The sequence below is a fragment of the Sulfurimonas sp. HSL-3221 genome (assembly GCF_021044585.1).
In the GTDB taxonomy this organism is placed as follows: Bacteria; Campylobacterota; Campylobacteria; order Campylobacterales; family Sulfurimonadaceae; genus Thiomicrolovo; species Thiomicrolovo sulfuroxydans.
The window spans coordinates 2,085,717-2,103,557 of sequence record NZ_CP087998.1; the positions used below are offsets into that span (position 1 = coordinate 2,085,717).

At 60.8% G+C, this 17,841-nt stretch carries 21 protein-coding genes; 5 read left to right on the plus strand and 16 right to left on the minus strand.

Features of this window, described 5'->3' with window-relative positions; all coding sequences use genetic code 11:
* Positions 1-3: 3 nt before the first annotated feature.
* Positions 4-1,269, minus strand: a complete 1,266-nt coding sequence (purD, locus tag LOH54_RS10685; protein ID WP_231019061.1) for a phosphoribosylamine--glycine ligase — start codon at positions 1,267-1,269, stop codon at positions 4-6.
* A gap of 322 nt (positions 1,270-1,591) precedes the next feature.
* Positions 1,592-2,335 (minus strand): tryptophan synthase subunit alpha, encoded by a 744-nt coding sequence (gene trpA / locus LOH54_RS10690; protein WP_231019062.1) that lies wholly within the window; start codon positions 2,333-2,335, stop codon positions 1,592-1,594.
* 176 nt (positions 2,336-2,511) lie between these two features.
* Between trpA and panB the strand changes: the two genes are divergently transcribed.
* The 4 genes from panB to LOH54_RS10710 are packed head-to-tail and all read left to right on the plus strand — an operon-like array spanning position 2,512 to position 5,582.
* The gene (gene panB / locus LOH54_RS10695; protein ID WP_231019063.1) at positions 2,512-3,303 is read left to right on the plus strand and encodes a 3-methyl-2-oxobutanoate hydroxymethyltransferase; all 792 of its coding nucleotides are present in this window, start codon (positions 2,512-2,514) and stop codon (positions 3,301-3,303) included.
* Between the two features lie 11 nt (positions 3,304-3,314).
* Entirely contained in the window at positions 3,315-3,506 is a 192-nt protein-coding gene (locus LOH54_RS10700) for a hypothetical protein (protein WP_231019064.1), read from the plus strand.
* Positions 3,507-3,508: 2 nt separating this feature from the next.
* Positions 3,509-4,519, plus strand: a complete 1,011-nt coding sequence (gene ruvB, locus LOH54_RS10705; RefSeq protein ID WP_231019065.1) for a Holliday junction branch migration DNA helicase RuvB — start codon at positions 3,509-3,511, stop codon at positions 4,517-4,519.
* Positions 4,520-4,529: 10 nt separating this feature from the next.
* On the plus strand, positions 4,530-5,582 hold the full coding sequence (locus LOH54_RS10710; RefSeq protein WP_231019067.1) for an AI-2E family transporter: 1,053 nt from the start codon (positions 4,530-4,532) through the stop codon (positions 5,580-5,582).
* A 51-nt stretch (positions 5,583-5,633) separates the two neighbouring features.
* Here LOH54_RS10710 and LOH54_RS10715 read toward each other — a convergent pair whose 3' ends face one another.
* Together LOH54_RS10715 and LOH54_RS10720 are read right to left on the minus strand one after the other, a co-directional pair.
* Positions 5,634-6,725 carry an OmpA family protein gene (locus LOH54_RS10715; RefSeq protein WP_231019068.1) on the minus strand — a complete coding sequence of 364 codons (1,092 nt, stop codon included), beginning with the start codon at positions 6,723-6,725 and terminating at the stop codon, positions 5,634-5,636.
* 71 nt (positions 6,726-6,796) lie between these two features.
* Positions 6,797-7,477: a dUTP diphosphatase gene (locus LOH54_RS10720; RefSeq protein WP_231019069.1), complete on the minus strand. Its 681-nt coding sequence runs from the start codon at positions 7,475-7,477 to the stop codon at positions 6,797-6,799.
* Between the two features lie 154 nt (positions 7,478-7,631).
* Here LOH54_RS10720 and LOH54_RS10725 point away from each other — a divergent pair, with 154 nt between their 5' ends.
* A complete protein-coding gene (locus tag LOH54_RS10725) occupies positions 7,632-8,573 on the plus strand; it encodes a carbon-nitrogen hydrolase family protein (RefSeq protein ID WP_231019070.1) in 942 nt (313 codons plus the stop codon).
* Here the strand turns inward: LOH54_RS10725 and LOH54_RS10730 are convergent.
* From LOH54_RS10730 to greA, 12 genes are all read right to left on the minus strand, one after another.
* Positions 8,521-8,982: a pyridoxamine 5'-phosphate oxidase family protein gene (locus tag LOH54_RS10730; protein ID WP_231019071.1), complete on the minus strand. Its 462-nt coding sequence runs from the start codon at positions 8,980-8,982 to the stop codon at positions 8,521-8,523. The two genes, LOH54_RS10725 and LOH54_RS10730, sit on opposite strands and share 53 nt — an antisense overlap.
* Positions 8,983-9,047: 65 nt before the next feature.
* Positions 9,048-9,272, minus strand: coding sequence for a hypothetical protein (locus tag LOH54_RS10735; RefSeq protein WP_231019072.1), 225 nt, complete (start codon positions 9,270-9,272; stop codon positions 9,048-9,050).
* Between the two features lie 93 nt (positions 9,273-9,365).
* Positions 9,366-10,091 carry an SIR2 family NAD-dependent protein deacylase gene (locus LOH54_RS10740; RefSeq protein WP_231019073.1) on the minus strand — a complete coding sequence of 242 codons (726 nt, stop codon included), beginning with the start codon at positions 10,089-10,091 and terminating at the stop codon, positions 9,366-9,368.
* Between the two features lie 100 nt (positions 10,092-10,191).
* Positions 10,192-10,902, minus strand: a complete 711-nt coding sequence (locus LOH54_RS10745; protein WP_231019074.1) for a hypothetical protein — start codon at positions 10,900-10,902, stop codon at positions 10,192-10,194.
* An 80-nt stretch (positions 10,903-10,982) separates the two neighbouring features.
* A complete protein-coding gene (locus LOH54_RS10750) occupies positions 10,983-12,173 on the minus strand; it encodes a PatB family C-S lyase (RefSeq protein WP_231019075.1) in 1,191 nt (396 codons plus the stop codon).
* Entirely contained in the window at positions 12,160-12,795 is a 636-nt protein-coding gene (locus tag LOH54_RS10755; RefSeq protein ID WP_231019077.1) for an ABC-type transport auxiliary lipoprotein family protein, read from the minus strand. Before LOH54_RS10755 ends, LOH54_RS10750 begins: the two co-directional genes overlap by 14 nt.
* A complete protein-coding gene (locus LOH54_RS10760; RefSeq protein WP_231019078.1) occupies positions 12,792-13,760 on the minus strand; it encodes an MlaD family protein in 969 nt (322 codons plus the stop codon). Before LOH54_RS10760 ends, LOH54_RS10755 begins: the two co-directional genes overlap by 4 nt.
* The gene (locus LOH54_RS10765) at positions 13,757-14,497 is read right to left on the minus strand and encodes an ABC transporter ATP-binding protein (RefSeq protein ID WP_231019079.1); all 741 of its coding nucleotides are present in this window, start codon (positions 14,495-14,497) and stop codon (positions 13,757-13,759) included. Before LOH54_RS10765 ends, LOH54_RS10760 begins: the two co-directional genes overlap by 4 nt.
* 1 nt (position 14,498) lies before the next feature.
* On the minus strand, positions 14,499-15,617 hold the full coding sequence (locus tag LOH54_RS10770) for an MlaE family ABC transporter permease (protein ID WP_231019080.1): 1,119 nt from the start codon (positions 15,615-15,617) through the stop codon (positions 14,499-14,501).
* A 5-nt stretch (positions 15,618-15,622) separates the two neighbouring features.
* Positions 15,623-16,366 (minus strand): UDP-2,3-diacylglucosamine diphosphatase, encoded by a 744-nt coding sequence (locus tag LOH54_RS10775; protein WP_231019081.1) that lies wholly within the window; start codon positions 16,364-16,366, stop codon positions 15,623-15,625.
* Positions 16,356-17,363: an N-acetyl-gamma-glutamyl-phosphate reductase gene (gene argC, locus LOH54_RS10780; RefSeq protein ID WP_231021238.1), complete on the minus strand. Its 1,008-nt coding sequence runs from the start codon at positions 17,361-17,363 to the stop codon at positions 16,356-16,358. The genes LOH54_RS10775 and argC overlap by 11 nt, the downstream gene beginning before the upstream one ends.
* A complete protein-coding gene (gene greA, locus LOH54_RS10785) occupies positions 17,356-17,838 on the minus strand; it encodes a transcription elongation factor GreA (protein WP_231021239.1) in 483 nt (160 codons plus the stop codon). Before greA ends, argC begins: the two co-directional genes overlap by 8 nt.
* Positions 17,839-17,841 lie beyond the last annotated feature (3 nt).

Below are 17,841 nucleotides of genomic sequence, written 5' to 3' on the forward strand. Positions count from 1 at the left end.
GGGTTAGAGGGCCTGGTAAGCGATATCGGTCCGCAGTTTTTTCCCTGCGAAGTGCACCTGGCCGCAGAGAAGGTAGGCGCGGTCGCGGGCCTCGCGGATGCTCTTGCCCGTTCCGACGCAGACGAGGACCCGTCCCCCGGTCGCGAAAAGCTTGCCGTCACTCTCGCTGACGCCGGCGTAGGCAATATGCGAGTGTTCGGCCAGTTCGGTGTGAACGATCTCGTCGACGACGATCTCCGCCGGTTCGCTGCTGCTGTAGGGGTAATCGCGGCTTGCCATGACAACGCCGACAGCGTATTCGTCCTTGAACTTCACGTCCAGGGTATCGAGCTGCTTCGTCGCGGCCTTGTAGAAGAGTTCGCTTGCCGGGGAGCTGAGCAGCGGCATCAGGATCTCGCACTCCGGGTCGCCGAAACGGACGTTGAACTCCAGGGTGATCGGTTCGCCGTTCACGATCATCAGGCCGATGAAGAGGACCCCCTCAAAGGGTGCGCCCTCCGCCTGCATCCCGTCGAGCGTCGGGCGGACGATGCGCTCCTTGACCTTCTCGTAGATTTCGTCGTTGACGAGCGGCGTCGGCGCGTAGGCACCCATCCCGCCCGTATTCGGCCCCTGGTCGCCGTCTTGAAGGCGCTTGTGGTCCTGTGCCGCCTGCAGCAGGATGAAATCCTCGCCGTCGCAGATGGCGAACATGGAGAGTTCGTAGCCGTCGAGGAACTCCTCAATAACGACTTTTTTGCCCGCGTCGCCGAAGGAGGCGCCGCTAAGCATCTCCGAAGCGGCCTTTTTCGCCTCGTCGTGACTCATAGCGATGATGACGCCCTTGCCCGCGCAGAGACCGTCGGCCTTGACGACGACCGGCGTCGGCAGGGTCTCAATGAACTTGAAGGCCGTCTCAATATGGTCCGTTTCGATGTAGCGGGCCGTCGGGATACCGTACTTGGCGAGGAAGTTCTTCATGTAGACCTTGGAGCCCTCAAGCTGCGCCGCCGCCTTGGAGGGGCCGAAGATCGTTAGCCCCTTCGCTTTGAAGATGTCGACAACGCCTTCGGTAAGGGGCGCTTCCGGCCCGACGATCGTGAGGTCGATACTGTTGGCAATCGCGAAGTCCGCCAGCGCATCGTACTCCTTGATCGCAACATTCTCGCCCAGCATCGGCGTCGCCCCGTTGCCCGGTGCGAAATAGAGCTTCTCTACCGCTTCATCCTGTGCCAGTACGCGCCCGATCGCATATTCGCGCCCGCCGCTGCCGATAACCATTACATTCATTCTTTTGCCGATCCTTCTTGCTGTTTTCATTCAAAAAGACGGCATCTTCTTGAATGAAAGCGGCATCTAAACCCGGGCGGCCGTTCCGCAAGATAGCTTTGGTTCTCAAAGCCAAAATAATACGGACTGAGGGCTTCCTCAGGCGGCAGTCCCTCAGGCTTGCGCCTTCAAGCAAGATCACCGGCACACAGAAGCGGCTACACCGTCCATAAAATAGATATGTAGAACCCCCTGAAATGCGAGAGCTCGTACCGCTCAGGCTTAGAAGACAATTATAGCCGATACGCCATAAAGAGGGGCTAAAAAACGGGAGGCTTTCCCCCTACTCGTTGATGCGTTCTTTGATCGTTTTCGCGATGCGGCTGCAGTGGTTGATCTTTTCGGAGAGCGAAAGGTCTTCGCGCAGCAGCACGTTGATGAACGCCGAGCCGACGATGACCCCGTCGACCCCCTCCGCTTTCGCCTTCGCCGTCGCTTCGTTAACGCCGAAACCGACGTAAACAGGCGTCTGCGTGTGGCGGCGGATCGACGCGACGACCTCGCCGAGATCTTCGCTTTTGCCCGCACCGGTGATCCCAGCGTAGGCAACGAGGTAGATGAACTTCTGCGCCGCGCTGACGACGGTTTTCACCCGCGCATCCGTATCCGTCGGTGCGACGAAGGCGATGTTGCTGATGCGGTGCTGAGCAAAGGCATCGGCGTAGAGGGCCGCCTCTTCATGCGGCAGGTCCGGGACGATCAGGCCGCTGACACCGAGATCGTTCGCCTCGCGAAGGACCTTCTCCATCCCGAACTGGTAAAAAGGGTTGAAGTAGCCCATCCAGAGCGTATCGACGCGGGGCGCCACGGCGCGGGAGACGTCCAGGACGTCTTTGAAGCGGAACCCGTTCTCCAGGGCGACGTAGTTCGCCGCCTCAATCACCGGACCGTCGGCGACGGGATCGGAGAAGGGGATACCCAGCTCCAGCGAATCGACACCGCTCTCCCCCATCGAGAGCGCCAGGTCGATCGTAAAATCTTTGTCGGGATAGCCCGTCGTAATGTAGCCCACCAGTTGTTTTTCCACCAATTACCCTTTGACCGGATCTGCCCGTGTTCGGGCGCCGCCACCCTTAGCAACGGGACGGCGGCCTGCCATATTTATCCGCAATTGTAGCATTTTTGGATAAAATCGCTCTCAATTGACTAGGGCGCCGGAAAGGGGATTTTCCCCCTGTTCCGGCATGCCCGCAGGAGCAACCAATGGCTAATAAGCTGAGCGTCGGTGCCATCCGAAAGGCCAAGGGCGGGACACCGCTGATGATGATCACCGCTTACGACGCCCTCTTCGCACGCCTTTTCGACCCCATTGCCGACATTCTCCTCGTGGGAGATTCGCTCAATATGAGCTTTGCCGGGAAACCGGACACCCTGAGCGCCACGCTCGAGCAGATGATCTACCATACCCAAGCCGTCTGCAGCGGGGCGCCAGGCACCTTTGTCATCTGCGACATGCCCTTTGGCACCTATACGACGGCCGAGCGCGCGCTGGACAACGCGATTGCCGTCTACCAGCAGAGCGGGGCCGACGCCGTCAAGATCGAGGGGGGCCGGGACAAGGCCGGTATCATCGCCCACCTCACGGCCAACGGCATCGCCGTCTGCGGCCACATCGGCCTGCTCCCGCAGGCGGTGCGCGGCGAGGGGGGCTACAAGGTGAAGGGCAAGGACGAGGGGAATGCCCTCTCCCTGATCGAGGATGCCAAAGCCGTCGAAGCGGCCGGCGCCTTCTGCATGGTCGTCGAAGGGGTCAAGGCCGACGTCGCAACGCGGATCGCGGAAGCCGTCTCCGTCCCCGTCATCGGCATCGGCGCGGGCAGCGGCGTCGACGGGCAGGTGCTCGTCTTCTCCGACATGCTCGGCCTCTATGAGCCCTTCGTACCGAAATTCGTCAAGCAGTACATGCACGGTGCCGACGCGGTCAAAGCGGCGGTCACGCAGTACAAAGAGGAGGTCGTGGCGCGCACCTTCCCGGCAGAGGAGCATACGTATTGATCGCTCAAACCGTGTTTGTAATCACCTTGGGGGTACTGGCCTGCGGCTGTTCCAATGAAATGCGCTACGACATGGCGCATGACATCGCCAAACAGAACTGCCGCAATATCACCAGCCCCGATGAGCGGCGTGCCTGCGAGGGGCAGCACGACCAGCCCTATCAAGAGTACAAAGCTGCGGAACAATATCCGGTGGGACAGTAACGATGGAACGTATCGTAGAGATCGAAAAATTCAGCGCCGAGGAGACAGTCGAAACTTCCCTGCGCCCCGAGGGGTGGAAGGATTACATCGGCCAGGAACAGATCAAAAAGAATCTCGGCGTCTTCATCGAGGCGAGCAAAAAGCGGGGCGAAGCCCTGGACCACACCCTCTTCTTCGGCCCTCCGGGCCTGGGGAAAACGACCCTGGCGCTGATCATCGCCAACGAGATGGGCAGCAGCATCAAGGTCACCGCCGCCCCGATGATCGAAAAGAGCGGCGACCTGGCCGCCATCCTCACCAACCTCGAAGAGGGGGACATCCTCTTTATCGACGAGATCCACCGCCTCTCCCCCGCCGTTGAGGAGATCCTCTACCCCAGCATGGAGGATTTCCGCCTCGACATCATCATCGGCAGCGGCCCCGCGGCGCAGACGGTGAAGATCGACCTGCCACGCTTCACCCTGATCGGGGCGACGACGCGGGCGGGGATGCTCTCAAACCCCCTGCGCGACCGCTTCGGCATGAACTTCCGCATGAACTTCTATCACCCCGAAGAGCTCTCCCGCATCATTATGCAGGCAGCGGAGAAGCTGGGCAAGCCGATCAAGCACGACGCCGCGCTCGAGATTGCCCGCCGCTCCCGGGGAACGCCGCGGATCGCCCTGCGGCTGCTGCGCCGGGTCCGGGACTTTGCCGACGTCGCCGACGAAACAACCATTGGACATGAACGCACCGTCTACGCCCTGAACGAGCTGGGGATCAACGCCCACGGCTTCGACGAGATGGACCTCCGCCTGCTGGAGCTGCTGGTCCAGGCCAAGGGGCGGGCCATGGGGCTCAGCACCATCGCCGCGGCGCTGAGCGAGGATGAGGGGACCATCGAGGATGTCCTGGAACCCTACCTGCTCGCCAACGGTTACCTGGAGCGTACCGCCAGGGGGCGCGTCGCCACGCCCAAGTGCTACGATGTGCTCCGGCTCACCCCGCCCACCGAACAGAGCGGGCTCTTTTAGGAGGTACAGCGTGAAACCGCAGACGATCTTTGCCATCCTGCTCGCGGCGTCACTCTACTGGATGTACCTGCTCTACAGCCCCTACCTGATGAGCATCTTGATCGCTTCGCTGCTGGCGGTCTCGACCTTTTCGTTCAAACGGCGTCTGCGGGAGTGGACCGGCTCGGTCTTCGCGGCATCGGCCCTCTCCACCCTGATGATGGCACTGCTCTTTTTCGCCCCTTTGGGCTATTTTCTCGCCAAAATTACTATCTATCTGCAGCACTTCGACCCCACAACCCTCGAATCGGTCATGGACTATCTGCAGGAGCTCATAGAACGCGCGCCGGGGTTCTCCGGGCACTCCAAGTCATACGTCTCGAACTTTATCGCCTCGTACGATCCCGCCGAACTGACCAAGAAGGCCCTGGCCTACGCCGGGACCATCGGCAGCATCAGCGCGTCGTTCGTCAAGAACGCCTTCATGATCATCGTCTTCTACTTCTTCGCGCACCTCTACGGACAACGGCTGGCGGGCTATTTCAAACACATCATCAACCTTCCGCCCGATGATGCCCGCCTGTTGGGTTCGGAAGTCTCTTCGGTGATGAGCATCGTCTTCTACTCCATTCTGCTCACGGCGGCGCTGGAGGGGGCGCTCTTCGGCATCGCCGTCAGTTTTATGGGCTACAACGGGCTGCTTTTCGGCATTCTCTTCGGGTTTGCCTCCCTCATCCCCGTGATCGGCGGCGCGCTGATGTGGGTCCCCTTCTCCCTTTACGAGCTCTCCCTCGGCGATGTCGGCAGCGCCGTGTTCATCGCGCTGTACACGATCATCGTCATCTCCGTCATCGCCGACACCTTCATCAAACCCGTCATCATCAAAAGCATCGACAGCCGCCTCTCCACGACCGAGAGCAAGCGTAACGAGCTCATCATCTTCTTCGCCATCATCGCAGGCCTGACGAGCTTCGGCTTCTGGGGCATGATCCTCGGCCCTGCCATCACCGCTTTCTTCATGGCGCTGCTGACGCTGATGGAGCGTAAAAATGCCCTTGCTGATACGATAGCACAAGCCGACTGACGACTGTGCGGGGTGTCGGCCCCTTCCCGCCGAGCAGCAGGACCCCGGCGTTTACTCGACGACGCACTCCGCCTCGACGCGACGGTTCTTTGCCCGTCCCTCCTCTGAGGCGTTGTCCGCCACCGGATCGCGCATGCCTCTGCCCAGTGCCACAATGCGTTTCTGATCGATCCCCGCCTTCACCAGCAGCGTTTTGACGGCCTCCGAACGGCGCGCGGAAAGTCTCTGGTTATAGGCGGGCGTACCGGAACCGTCCGTATACCCTCTCAATATGACCTTATAGGCGGGGTTCTCATTCAAAAAGCGCACCAGCACATGTATCTGCGTTTTTCGCGCTGCGGAAACCTCCGCAGAATCATAGGGAAAGTGTACGACCTGTGCCATCGTCACCGGGCACCCCTTCGCATCCACGCGCACGCCGCCCTTCGTGCCGAGGCAGTGATCTTCCGAATCGAGCACCCCGTCATCATCGCTGTCCGTCTCCTGTGGTCGCTCCGCGGCAGCCGCTACAGGTACAGCGTCTGGTTCAACTGTCTCCGGCTCCGGTGCAGCTTCGACGGCGTGCGCAGCGCTCTGCGTGTCACCAGCGCCGAACAGATAACTCACGCCGATCATCCCGAGCCATCCCGTTTCATTCTCATCCAGATTGAACCGTTTTTTCGCTTCCACGACGAGCTGCCATGCGTCATTCAGGGGAAATTTGCACCCGAGGCCCGGCAGGACCTGCCACTGATCCCGTCCGGTGACACCGCTGATCGTGCGGTACCCTACGGCCAGCGAGAGGTAGGGCTTCACGGCGCCAGACTCCGGGAAAAGATCATAATCGATGCCGGCCATATAATCCGTCACGTTGACATGCCCATGTCCGGGAAGATCATAGGCGGCATCGAACGCAGCCGACAGCTCGGCGACCGCCGACCATCTGCCGTAAAAGCGATAGGCGGCGCGCACACCCACGCCGGGGAACAGATCTTCTAACGGGTCGTTCTTCCCCTCCTGGAAAAGCGCGACCCCCATCAGCCCGATCTCGACCTTTTTCGGAGCGTCCGGGACGATATCGCGCACGCCTTCAGATTCCGCGCATAGCACCGCCCCCGCGAAAAGCGTGAAAAAGAGTCCTATGGTTGACATGATCTTTGCCATCATCACCCCCTTTTCTGAAGCACATTTCTTGATGCTTGTGTTGCGGCGAAGCCTCCCGCCGGCGTGCCAGGCTAGGCACCCGGATAGGATGCTTCGAGCCCCTCGTACAGTTCATCGGGCGTCATATCTCCCTTCTCTTCCCACAGCCGCTTCATCACGACGTTGTCCTCTTCCCCGTTCCAGATTTTGACGTAGTGCCCCTCTTTGTAACCGTGGTCCTGGCGGAACCGGTTGAGGATGTTCTTGCCGACGTAGAGACGGTAGAGCGACGTGAGGTCGAGGTTGCTCATACGGACCAGTTCGAAGAAGTCGGCCAGCAGCTTGGTCAGGTCGGGCTTGCCGTCGAGAGCATCTTTCATTACCGACTCCACCTGGGCCATCACCAGACGTTCGACGGCAAATCCTTCCGCCGCGTCGTTGAGCATCTCGTAAAAGGGCATGATCGCGATCGCCTTCGCCGCGTCATCGAGGCTGCCCAGATCGCGCTGCTTGTACTCCTGCAGCACCAGGCTCATGACGAAGTGCCAGACGTCCACGACCTCGATCTGCAGGTTGGCCCAGTCGGGGTCGGCGGCGATGTTTTTCCAGTGCTTCCATGCGAATGAATCGATCATCTCCGCGCACTCCATGTAGATGCAGCGCTTCCAGTTGATCGCCTTGCCGTTCTTGGTCGTACCCGCTTCCCAGTCTGCTCCGTTCGTGGCATCGTTAAGCTGCTGTTGCAGCTGCAGCATCTGTAAAGCTCTGTTCATGGGTACACTCCGTATTTTTGACGACATTCTACCGGGAATTCGATTCGAACCCCCTTCCCTTAGAGCGGCGCCCCTAACCGCGCGATAAAAGTTTCCTGTATAGGCATCGATGGGATAATGAAAGCATGGTCCTGCGGACCGGAAGGAGTCTGCCATGTCCTCCGCAACCTTCACTATCGCCGCCGTCCAGGCGGAGCCCGTTTTCCTCGACCCGGAGGGGAGCATAGGCAAAGCGTGCCGCCTCATCGCCGAAGCGGCGGAGAAAGGGGCGAAGCTCATCGTCTTCCCCGAAGCCTTCATCGCGGGCTATCCCGACTGGATCTGGCAGGTCCCTCCGGGCAATATGGCTCTCAACCAGTCCCTCTACGCCCGTTTCCTCGATGCCGCCGTCGCCCTCCCCTCCCCGGAGGTAAAGAGCCTCTGCGACGCGGCAGCAGCGGCGCACGTCTACCTGGCAATCGGCATCAACGAACGCAGCGCAAGCGGCGGTTCTGTCTATAACACCCTGCTCTTTATCGGGCCGGAGGGGCGCGTGCTCGGACACCACCAGAAACTCGTTCCGACTCTCGCCGAGCGCACGGTTTGGGCCTTCGGCGACCCCGCAACTCTGGAGGTGTACGACACGCCCATGGGCAGGCTCGGCGGGCTTATCTGCTGGGAGAACTATATGCCCCTCGTGCGCCAGAGCCTTTACGAGCGGGGCATCGCCCTCTATGCCGCACCGACCTACGATGAGGGGAGCGCCTGGCAGGCAAGCATGCGCCACATCGGCAAGGAGGGGCGCGTCTACATCGCCGGCTGCTGCATGATACTGCGCAAGCAGAGCGTGCTCGACGCCCTCCCCGAGCTTGAGCCCTATTACCGCGAAAGCGGCGAATGGATCAACAGCGGCAACAGCATGATCGCCGGTCCGAACGGCGAAGTGCTCGCCGAGCCACTCTACCAGAAAGAGGGGATCCTCTACGCCGAAATCGACCCCATGCGCCAGAAAGGGGCGAAATGGAACCTCGACGTCGCAGGCCACTACGCGCGCCCCGACGCCTTCAGGCTGGAGAGGGATTTTCTGAAAGGGGTGACGCCGGAGAGGGGGGAGTAGCTTCCCAGATGAGCTTCTTTCCGAAACCGAGCCGGTTGTCGGTCAGTTTCATCCAGGAGGGCTCCAGCCGCCACAGTGTCGGACGCATCACTTTGGCATAGGGGAAACGGGCAAAGTAGCAGCGCGCGTCCGCCGCATCGCCTACGACGATCCGGCCGCGGCACTGCAGCCCCCGGATCTTTCCGACCGTATCCGTTTCCAATGCGATGCCTGCCGCCACCGAAGGATTCGCTTTCATCTGGGCAGTATGCTCCGTCTCCTCCGACGAGGCGAATACGAAGCAGTTGCGCGCATCGTCATACGCGTAAAAAAGCGGTGTGGCGTAGGGAATGCCGTCGCGGCTCGTGGCGAGGGTCAGGACATGATGTCCCCGCACAAAGTCGGCGATGGTCTTAAGGGCGGAGCGCATCGCGACGCCCCGGGAAGAGAGGTAATAGCATAGAGGGATTATAGCGCGAAAATGCGCCGCATCCCTCAGGCGCAGCGTATCAGGTTAACATACCAGTCGTCGCGCATATAGCCGCGGCCGGGGATCAGAGAGAGCTGCATTGTCCCTTCGCAGCAGTGAACCTCGCTGATCAGCTCTTCGGGAACCTCGAGCTCTTCGCAGAGGTACTCTACCGCGACTTCGTCGCTGTCGATATCGGGCCAGCCCCAACCGTTTTCCAGATGATGGATTTCAAAGGTCGTCTCTTTCATTGCTCACTCCGGATGCAAGATGGCGCAATGATAATGGCGTTTCATCTCCTCCCTGTTACGGCAACGTCTCATTTCCATTTCATAACGCTGCCTTCATTCATGCAAAAAGCGTTCCACAAGCCCCGTCAGCGGTTCGGCCGCCGCCACGGCGCCCATCTGGAGGAAGTCGGAGAAGAAAGCGTCGATGTTCTGTTCGAAGGAACCAAACATCGTCACGTACTCCTCGCGACGGGGATTGACGAGCACGGAGTGTTCGAACTCCCGGGCAATGGGGACGATATCGATCACCTGCCCGCTGGTGCCGATGGCGACGAAGAGCTCCGCATCGTTCACCGCTTCGTAGATCCGACGGTACATCGGCGCGCTCTCGCCGAACATGACGACGTTATGGCGTACGGCGGCGCTCTCGCAGCGCGGGCAGCAGTCATCTTCCGTCTGCCCGGCATAGCCGATATCCCAAAGGTGCCCGCAGCTTTCGCAGCGCAGATCCCGCAGGGTACCGTGCAGGTGGATCACCTCGTCACACCCCGCCCGCTCCAGCAGGTCATCGACGTTCTGCGTCAGGTTCCAGATCTGCCCGGAGTAGCGCCGCTGCAATTCGGCGATGGCCCGGTGCATCGCATTGGGCGCTTTGTCCGCCAGATCGTGACGGCGGGCGTTGTAGAAACGGGTCACCAGTTCCCGGTCTGCTTCCCACCCCTCGGTCGAGCAGACCTGCATGACGTCGTACTCTTCCCACATCCCGTCGTGGTCGCGGAAGGTCCGCAGACCGCTCTCGGCGCTGAGGCCGGCACCGCTGAGGATCATCACTTTTTTCATGGCCGCTCCTTCGGTAACGCTACCCGGGAAAACGCCCGGTGCATTTCGTCAGGATACCATGTCAGCCGTAAACGGAATCGTGTGCCGACACCCGCACGGCTCAGTGGCGCTCGGCGAGGCGGGGCGCCATCATCTCCATCTGCATTTTGATCTTGTAGGTCAGCGGTTTCAGACTGCTGACATCGGCATAACCGACTGCTTTATAGGCATGTTTCACTTCCTCGAAATAAGCCTTGTACGCATCGAGGTACTCCAACAGGGGCGCTTCCATCTCCTCGTCGAGATAGAGTTCCGAGATGGTGACACTGACTTCGGTCCAAGCCGTATCGAACGTTTTAGCCAGCCGCGCATCCGGCTCCTTGACAAAGCGCCCTTTGACGCGGCTCAGCTCCCGCCAGCCGTGCAGCAGCTCCCGCAGTCCGATGCTGCCAAGACGCCTGTTGAACTCACCGAGGCCGTCGAGAAGCCGGCGGTAGTGCTGATGAAGCTCCGGCGCGCTCTTCTGCAACTGCGTGCCGATGCCCCGGACCGTCTCCTTGTAGGTATCCAGATCGCTGAGAAGCGCTGTGCGCTCCTGCTCCGGCAGGCCCAGCGTAAGCACTTCCGCCCGGATACGGGCAAGGCTCTGTTCCTGCCCCTTTATCAGCGCGTATTCGCCGCGCTTGGTGATCGCGCTGGCGTCGCTGGCATTCTCCTTGAACTGCTTCAGCAGACCCATCCGCTGCGACGCCTTCTCATGCGTATCCGTCTCGAACAGGCCGGCCTTCAGACCCGCAAACATACAAACCGACAGGAAAAGAACTTTCATCATGCCTCTCACACCCCCGTGGAGGCGCGAAAGAGCGCCCCCGTTTTTTCCGCGAAGTGTAGACAAAAGAGATTACGGTCCCGTTACAGACCCGGTATCGGCTCGAAACCGCGCAGTGCCCCCTCCAGCCTTTCCAGCGCCGCATCCATGGTCGGTGTCGGTACGGCGAAGTTGAGGCGCATGAACCCGCTCCCCTCCCTGCCGAACGAAATGCCCGGGCTCAATCCGAGGCGCGCCTCGGCGATGAAAAACTCCCGCAGGGCTTTGTCGGAGCCAAACCCCATCTTCCGGCAATCCAGCCAGGCAAGGTAGGTCCCCTCCGGCGGACGAAATCCGATCTGCTCGTAGCGTCCCAGCAGCTCTGAGAGCTTGTCGATGTTCCCCTGCAGGTGCACCAGCAGCCCCTCCAGCCACGCTTCGCCCTCCCGGTAGGCCGCTTCGAAGCCGGCATGGCCGAAGACGGTCCCCTGGGCGAAATGGATCGTGTCGTAGACCGCTTTGAACTCCGCACGCATCGCGGCATCCGTCATCGCCACGGTCGAGATCGCCAGTCCCGCGACGTTGAAACTCTTCCCCGGGCCGATCGCGGTCAGCGTGATCGCGCGGACGGCCTCCCCCAGGGCGATAAAGGGGGTATGACGATGGCCGGCAAACAGCAGGTCCGAATGGATCTCGTCGGCAAAGACCCTGATGCCGTGGCGCAGGCAAAGTGCCGCCAAAGCTTCGAGCTCCGCGCGCTCCCAGACGCGGCCGACGGGGTTGTGGGGGGAACAGAGCAGCAGGAGTTTCGTCTTCGGCGTGATCTGCTTCTCAAGCCCCTCCAGGTCAAAACGGTAAACTCCCTCCGCATCCTGCCGCAGGGGGTTGGAGAGCACTTTGCGGCCGCTGTGCCTGATCGTGCTGACAAAGGGGGGATAGATCGGGGGCTGGACGACGACCTCATCGCCCGGCGCGGTAAAGGCGGCGATGGCGGCGGAGATGGAGGCGACGACGGAGTGCGAATACAGAAGCTCCTCCGGTTCCAGCGTCACCCCGTGGCGGCGCGCCATCCAGCCGCACTGCGCTTCAAAGGCGCTACGGGGCATCTCCTCGTAGCCGTACACGGGGTGTTCCGCCCGCTTCATCACGGCATCGCGGACGCACTGGGGGGTCTCGATATCCATATCGGCCACCCACATCGGCAGGACGTCTTCCGTCCCGAAAAGCTTTTGACGCAGAGCGTACTTTTCGGCGTTGCCGCCGCTGCGCTCCGTGACGCGGTCAAAGATCGACATCGCTGCGGTCGACCTTTGCCTGCGCGTCACACTGCTGCACCAGCCACGCGATCAGTGCCGTTTTAAATTCGGAGACCCCTGCGCTCCACCCTTCCATCGCGCTTCGCACATCCGAAACAGCGCTCTTGTACCGGTAGGCGAAGGTCTTTTGCGCCAGGACACGCCGGCTGTATTGGTCGACGAGAACGGCATAAAGCATCAGCTCCGTTTCACCCGCCCCCGTTTCGCCGATCGTCTGCAGCATCTGTTCGATGCGCACTTCAAGCAGCCAGTCGTTCTTGGCCAGGGATTTGTACGGCACGACCCCGACGAAAAGTCGGCTTTCGATGACGCTCTTTTCGATCATCTGCTGGATCTGCTGCACCGGGGACTGTTCCCAGCGCGCCTGCGTATAGCGGTAGAAGCGGTGGTCCGACCCGGCGTAATGGATCGCGGTCCCCCCCAGCCACTGCGGAGCTTCGATAAGGGCGATGCGGATCACACGCTCCCGGCACCCCTCCGCACTGCTCACGACGATTTGCGCCCCGTCGTTGAGCCGGTAGCTCTGTACCGGCGGCGCTTCGCGCGTCAGGCTGCATCCGCTGACCAGCAGCGCCATCAGGACTCCCGTTATCCATTTCATTTCGCTTCTCCCGGTCCCACCTGCGGCGGTTGATGTTCAAAGAGCATATCCGAAGGGTTTTCACCATAGCGCAGCAGCATCTGGTTGAGCAGGGTCAGGCTCTGCTCCATCTGGCGCATCGTCACTTCGAACTGCGCCATGCCCGGCCCCATCGTCTCTTTGATGCTGTAATCGCCGTTTTTGTTCCGCGCATTGATCACCTCCAGCGTCTTGGCCATGGAGTCAAAACTCTCCTGCAAAGAGGCCAGAGAGACCTTGACCTGTCCCATCGCGGCGTCGCTGCTCTGCAGCAGTTGCGGGAGTGACGACGTCCTGGCATCGAGCGCCGTCGCCAACTTCCCGATCTTCCGAATGGTCCCGTCCAGATGCGCAAACCGTTCCTTGGTCAGCCCGGTGTCTATCTTTTCCACGATATTCGCACTGTGATAGAGCAGCCGGGTCAACTCCTCCTGGTTCTGTTCGCCGATCAGCTCCTTTAGGCGCAGCAGGAGCTCTGAGATGTTCTCGGATGCCGACCCGAAGGTACGCTCCAGGGTGACAAAAAAGGAGGGTTCGAAGGGGATTGTCGGCATGGCGTCCTCATCCTCTTTGGATCTGAGCAGCGGGGCGGCCTCGCTCCCGCGGCTCAGGTCCACGTAACTCAGCCCCGTAATACCCTGCGACTTGAGCTTGGCGATCGTATCCGTTTTCACCGGGGTCGTCTTCCACACATCGATGATGACCTCGATCTTCTCGATATTATTGGGACTGATGCGGATGGCACTGACTTTCCCGACCGTCACACCGCGGAACTTGACCGGGGAATCGACGTTGAGGCCCGACACGGACTCGCCGAACTCGATACGGTAGCTCTGCAGCTCATCCTTTTTCGCCGGCTGAAGCATCCAGATCACAAAAAAAGCCATCAGTGCCAATGAGAGCAGCACAAATATGCCGACGACCGTCTCGTTCGTTTTGGCGTTCACGACACGTCACCTCCAAAAAATGTACGGATAAACGGACTCGGCACCCCTTTGACCTCCGACAGCGTCCCCTCGGCGGCGATGCGCCGCTCGTCGATAATCGCCATACGATCGAGGGTCGTCTCGATCGAGGCGAGGTCGTGGGTGACCATTACTACGGTTAATTGTAGCATGTCCCGCAGTCGCATGATCAGGGCATCGAACTCCCGGGCCGAAACGGGGTCGAGCCCCGAGGTCGGTTCGTCCAGAAAAAGCAGCGGCGGGTCCAGAGCCAGGGCCCGGGCCAGGGCGACTTTCTTTTTCATCCCCCCGCTGAGCTGGGAGGGGTAGAGCTTCCCCTCTTTGGGCGTGAGCCCGACGATGTCGAGTTTGAAGGCAACGATCTCGTCGATCAGCGCGACCGGGAGCGCCGTGTACTCCTTGAGCATCACGGCAATGTTTTCGGCCACGTTCAGCGAGGTGAAGAGCGCATTGGACTGGAACAGCACCCCCCATCGGCGCCGCAGCGCCTGTGCCGCGTCGAAAGAGAGCCTGTCAAGCGGATCGCCGAAAAGGCGGATGCTGCCGCTCTGAAGCGGCTCGAGAAGGATGATCTCGCGCATCAGCGTCGATTTTCCGCAGCCGCTGGGGCCGAGGAAGCCGTAGATCTCCCCGGCATTAACGTGCAGCGACACCCCGTCATGCACCAGGCGCTCTCCGAAGCGCGTCACGACGTTTTCGACCTCTATGACCGCCGCCATCTCAGAACCCCAACTTCGTAAAGACGATGGAGAAGAGCGCATCGCAGATGATCACGGCAAAGATCGCCTCGACGACGCTTTTGGTCGTATTGATCCCGATACTCTCCGTATCGTTTTTCACCTTCAGACCTCGGTAGATCCCGATGGAAGCGATAAGCACGGCGAAGAAGGGCCCCTTCACCAGCCCGACCCAGAAGTGTTTGAGGGCCACCGCCTCGGTAAAGCGGTCCATAAAGAGCGTGACCGAAAGTCCCAGCTCCGTATGCGCGATCAGCATGCCGCCGAGCATGCCGAACCCGTCGGCGAAGAAGATGAGGATCGGCATCATGATGATCAGGGCGAAGAGGCGCGGCAGGACCAAAAAGGCATAGGGATCGAACCCCATCGTCCGCATCGCGTCGATCTCCTCGGTCATCTTCATCACCCCGATCTGTGCGGCGTAAGAGGAGCCGCTGCGTCCGGCGACGACGATGGCGGTCAGCATGGGGGCGAGTTCGCGCAGTATCGAGATGCCCAGCGCGTCGACAATGAAGATGTTGGCGCCGTAGGTTTTCAGCTGTACCGCCGACTGGTAGGCGACGACGACGCCGACAAGGAACATCGTCAATGCGATGATGCCCAGGGCCTTGATGGCGCTCTCCATAATCTGGTAGCCCGTCTCTTTGTAGCGGAACCCTACTTTGCGCGAAAGCAGGTGCATAAACGCCAGGAAGGTCCGGCCGATAAAGGCGACGATGCCCGCACCGTTGGCCGCCACCTCCGCCGCGTTCCGTCCCGTCTGCGCCAGGAGACCGGGAACGGGAACGGCAAAATCGATATCGGGGTGGCCGTAGCGCTGCGTCATCGCCAGCACCCGTTCAGTCTGGGCGTCCACCCCCTGCACCACCACGACATTGCCGGCCTCTTCCAGGCCGCGCCGGAGCCGCTGCAGCAGCAGGGCCCCCGCCGTGTCGATCTGTTCGATGGCCGAAAGCTCAAGGAGCACCTCGTACTCCTTCAGACGGGCCAGCTCCTCCCCGCTGATCGCCCCGGCGACCGCGTCAAGCGTCATGGCGTGCCACGGGCCGCTGCAGTGTACCGTCATCCCGCGTTCGGTCTTTTCGATCTGCAGCTGCGCCATGGCTCCTACCCCTCGTTCCACTCCTGCGCTTGCAGGGTAAAACCGTTTTGCTCGTTCCTAACGATAGCATAGTGAAGATTACAGGCAAATGCGGCGGGATTGAAGTAGCGCACACCGTCCACGTCGAACCGCTTCCCCTGGTGGTAGTGCCCCTCAATGAAAATGTCAACGTCTGCCAAGGCCAGCGGGGCGAGATGGGCCCGCACGAACGTCTCGAAACCCGCCATCGTATGGCAGTGGTTCTTCCGCTCCAGGTAGGCCTCGAGCTTCGCGATGATCCCGTTGCCGGTCAGGCGGTTAATGACACCCAGCAGACGCAGTACCGCGCCGTTTCGGATCAGCGCCGTGTAGATCCTGTAGGAGAGCGGCTGGTTGAAATCGCCGTGGGCCAGGAGCACGGCACGATCGGCGCAGCGGCAGGCAAAGGGCTGGTAGGAGAGCGGCACGACGGTGGCCTCCGGGAAGAGCGCGGCAAGGTTGTAGTCGTGATTGCCTTCGAGGTAGAGGACGGGAATACGGCGGCTGATGCGCTGCAGCACGGCAACGGCCTCGGCGTTCATCGCATGGGTCACCTTGATCTGCCCGAAGAGCAGATCGAAGATATCCCCCATCAGCAGCAGCTGCGGAACCGCCAGCCTCCCCGTATCGATCGCCAACAGGAGTGAGAGCAGCTGCGGGCGTGTTGCGGAGTAGTGGGCATCGCTGATCAGCAGGGCGCCGGGAAGGATCTCGTAGGGGTCACGGGACATAGGCGATGATCGGGATGCCCGTGTTCTCCTCCAGTCCCATCATCAGGTTCGCGTTGGCAACGGCCTGGGAAGAGGAGCCGCGGACGATGTTGTCCACGCTGCTGTTGACATAGAGCTTCTTCCCGCGGACCTTGGCGTAAATGTCGCAGAAATTCGTGCCCGAACAGGCTTTGATATCGACCGGGTTTTCAAAGATGCGCACGAAGGGTTCGTCGGCATAATACGCCTTCAGGACGGCGATCGGGTCGATCTCCTCTTTGAGCAGGGCATAGGCGTCGATCAACTCGCCGCGGGTCGCCGGGATCAGGTGCGGGACGAAGTTGATATCGAAATCTTTTCCGCTGTCGAGGAGGAGCTTTTCGCGGATCTCCGGTTCGTGGCGGTGTTCGAAGGGTTTGTACGCGAAGATGTTTTCGTTGATCGAAACGAAATGGGTGCTGGTCGTGCACTTCTTGCCTGCGCCGCTCACACCGCTCTTTGCATCGATGAACACGGGAAAATCTTCATCAATGTATTTCGTAAAGGGAAGCAGGCCGAGAATCGATGCCGTCGGGTAGCACCCCGGATTCGCGACGAGCCGCGCGGATTTGATCGCCTCGCGGTTGAGTTCGGGCAGGCCGTAAACGGCGTGCTCAAGGTTCTCAGGGTCGATATGGGGCACATAGTGCGCCTCGTAGGTCTCGCGCTTCAGGCGGTAGTCCGCGGAGAGATCGACGACCTTGACCCCCAGCGCCATCAGCTCTTTGACGAACCCCATCGCCGTCATATGCGGCAGGGCGAGGAACGCCAGCTCGCAGGAAGCGGCAACGGCCGCGGCATCCGCTTTGTGCACATCGCAGTCAAAGATCCCCTGCATCGCCGGGTGCAGCTCGGTCAGACGCATCCCCCCTTCGCTGGTGGCCACGTATGCCAGTTCAAAGCGGGGGTGCCCGACCAGAATTTTGACCAGTTCCAGGCCGGTATAACCGCTGGCCCCGATGACCGCGACGTTAATCATGGCACTCAAAGATGATCTCCTGGTATTTGACTTCGATGACCTCGAACTCTTTTGTCCCGCCGGGGAGCTTGGCTTTGAGCTCGTCGCCCTCCTCTTTGCCCAGCAGCTGCTTGGCCAGTGGAGAGGCAAAAGAGATCAGCCCCAGCTCGGGGTTGCTTTCGCAGCCGCCGACGATGGTGTAGGTCATCTCTTCGTCCGTCTCCATGTCGCACAGCACGACCGTCGAGCCGAAACTGACGCGGCTGTGTTCCAGGGTAGAGGGGTCCACGAGCTGCGCATTGCCCAGCATCTCGGCCAGCTCGCCCAGACGGTCGTCGATCTGCCCCTGGCGCTCTTTGGCGGCATGGTACTCCGCGTTCTCCTTCAGATCCCCCAGCGCCACGGCCTCTTCGATCGCCTTGACGATCTCCGGGCGTTCGACCGTTTTAAGATGGTTCAGCTCCGCTTGCAGTTTTTCGTATCCGAAGCGGGTCATCGG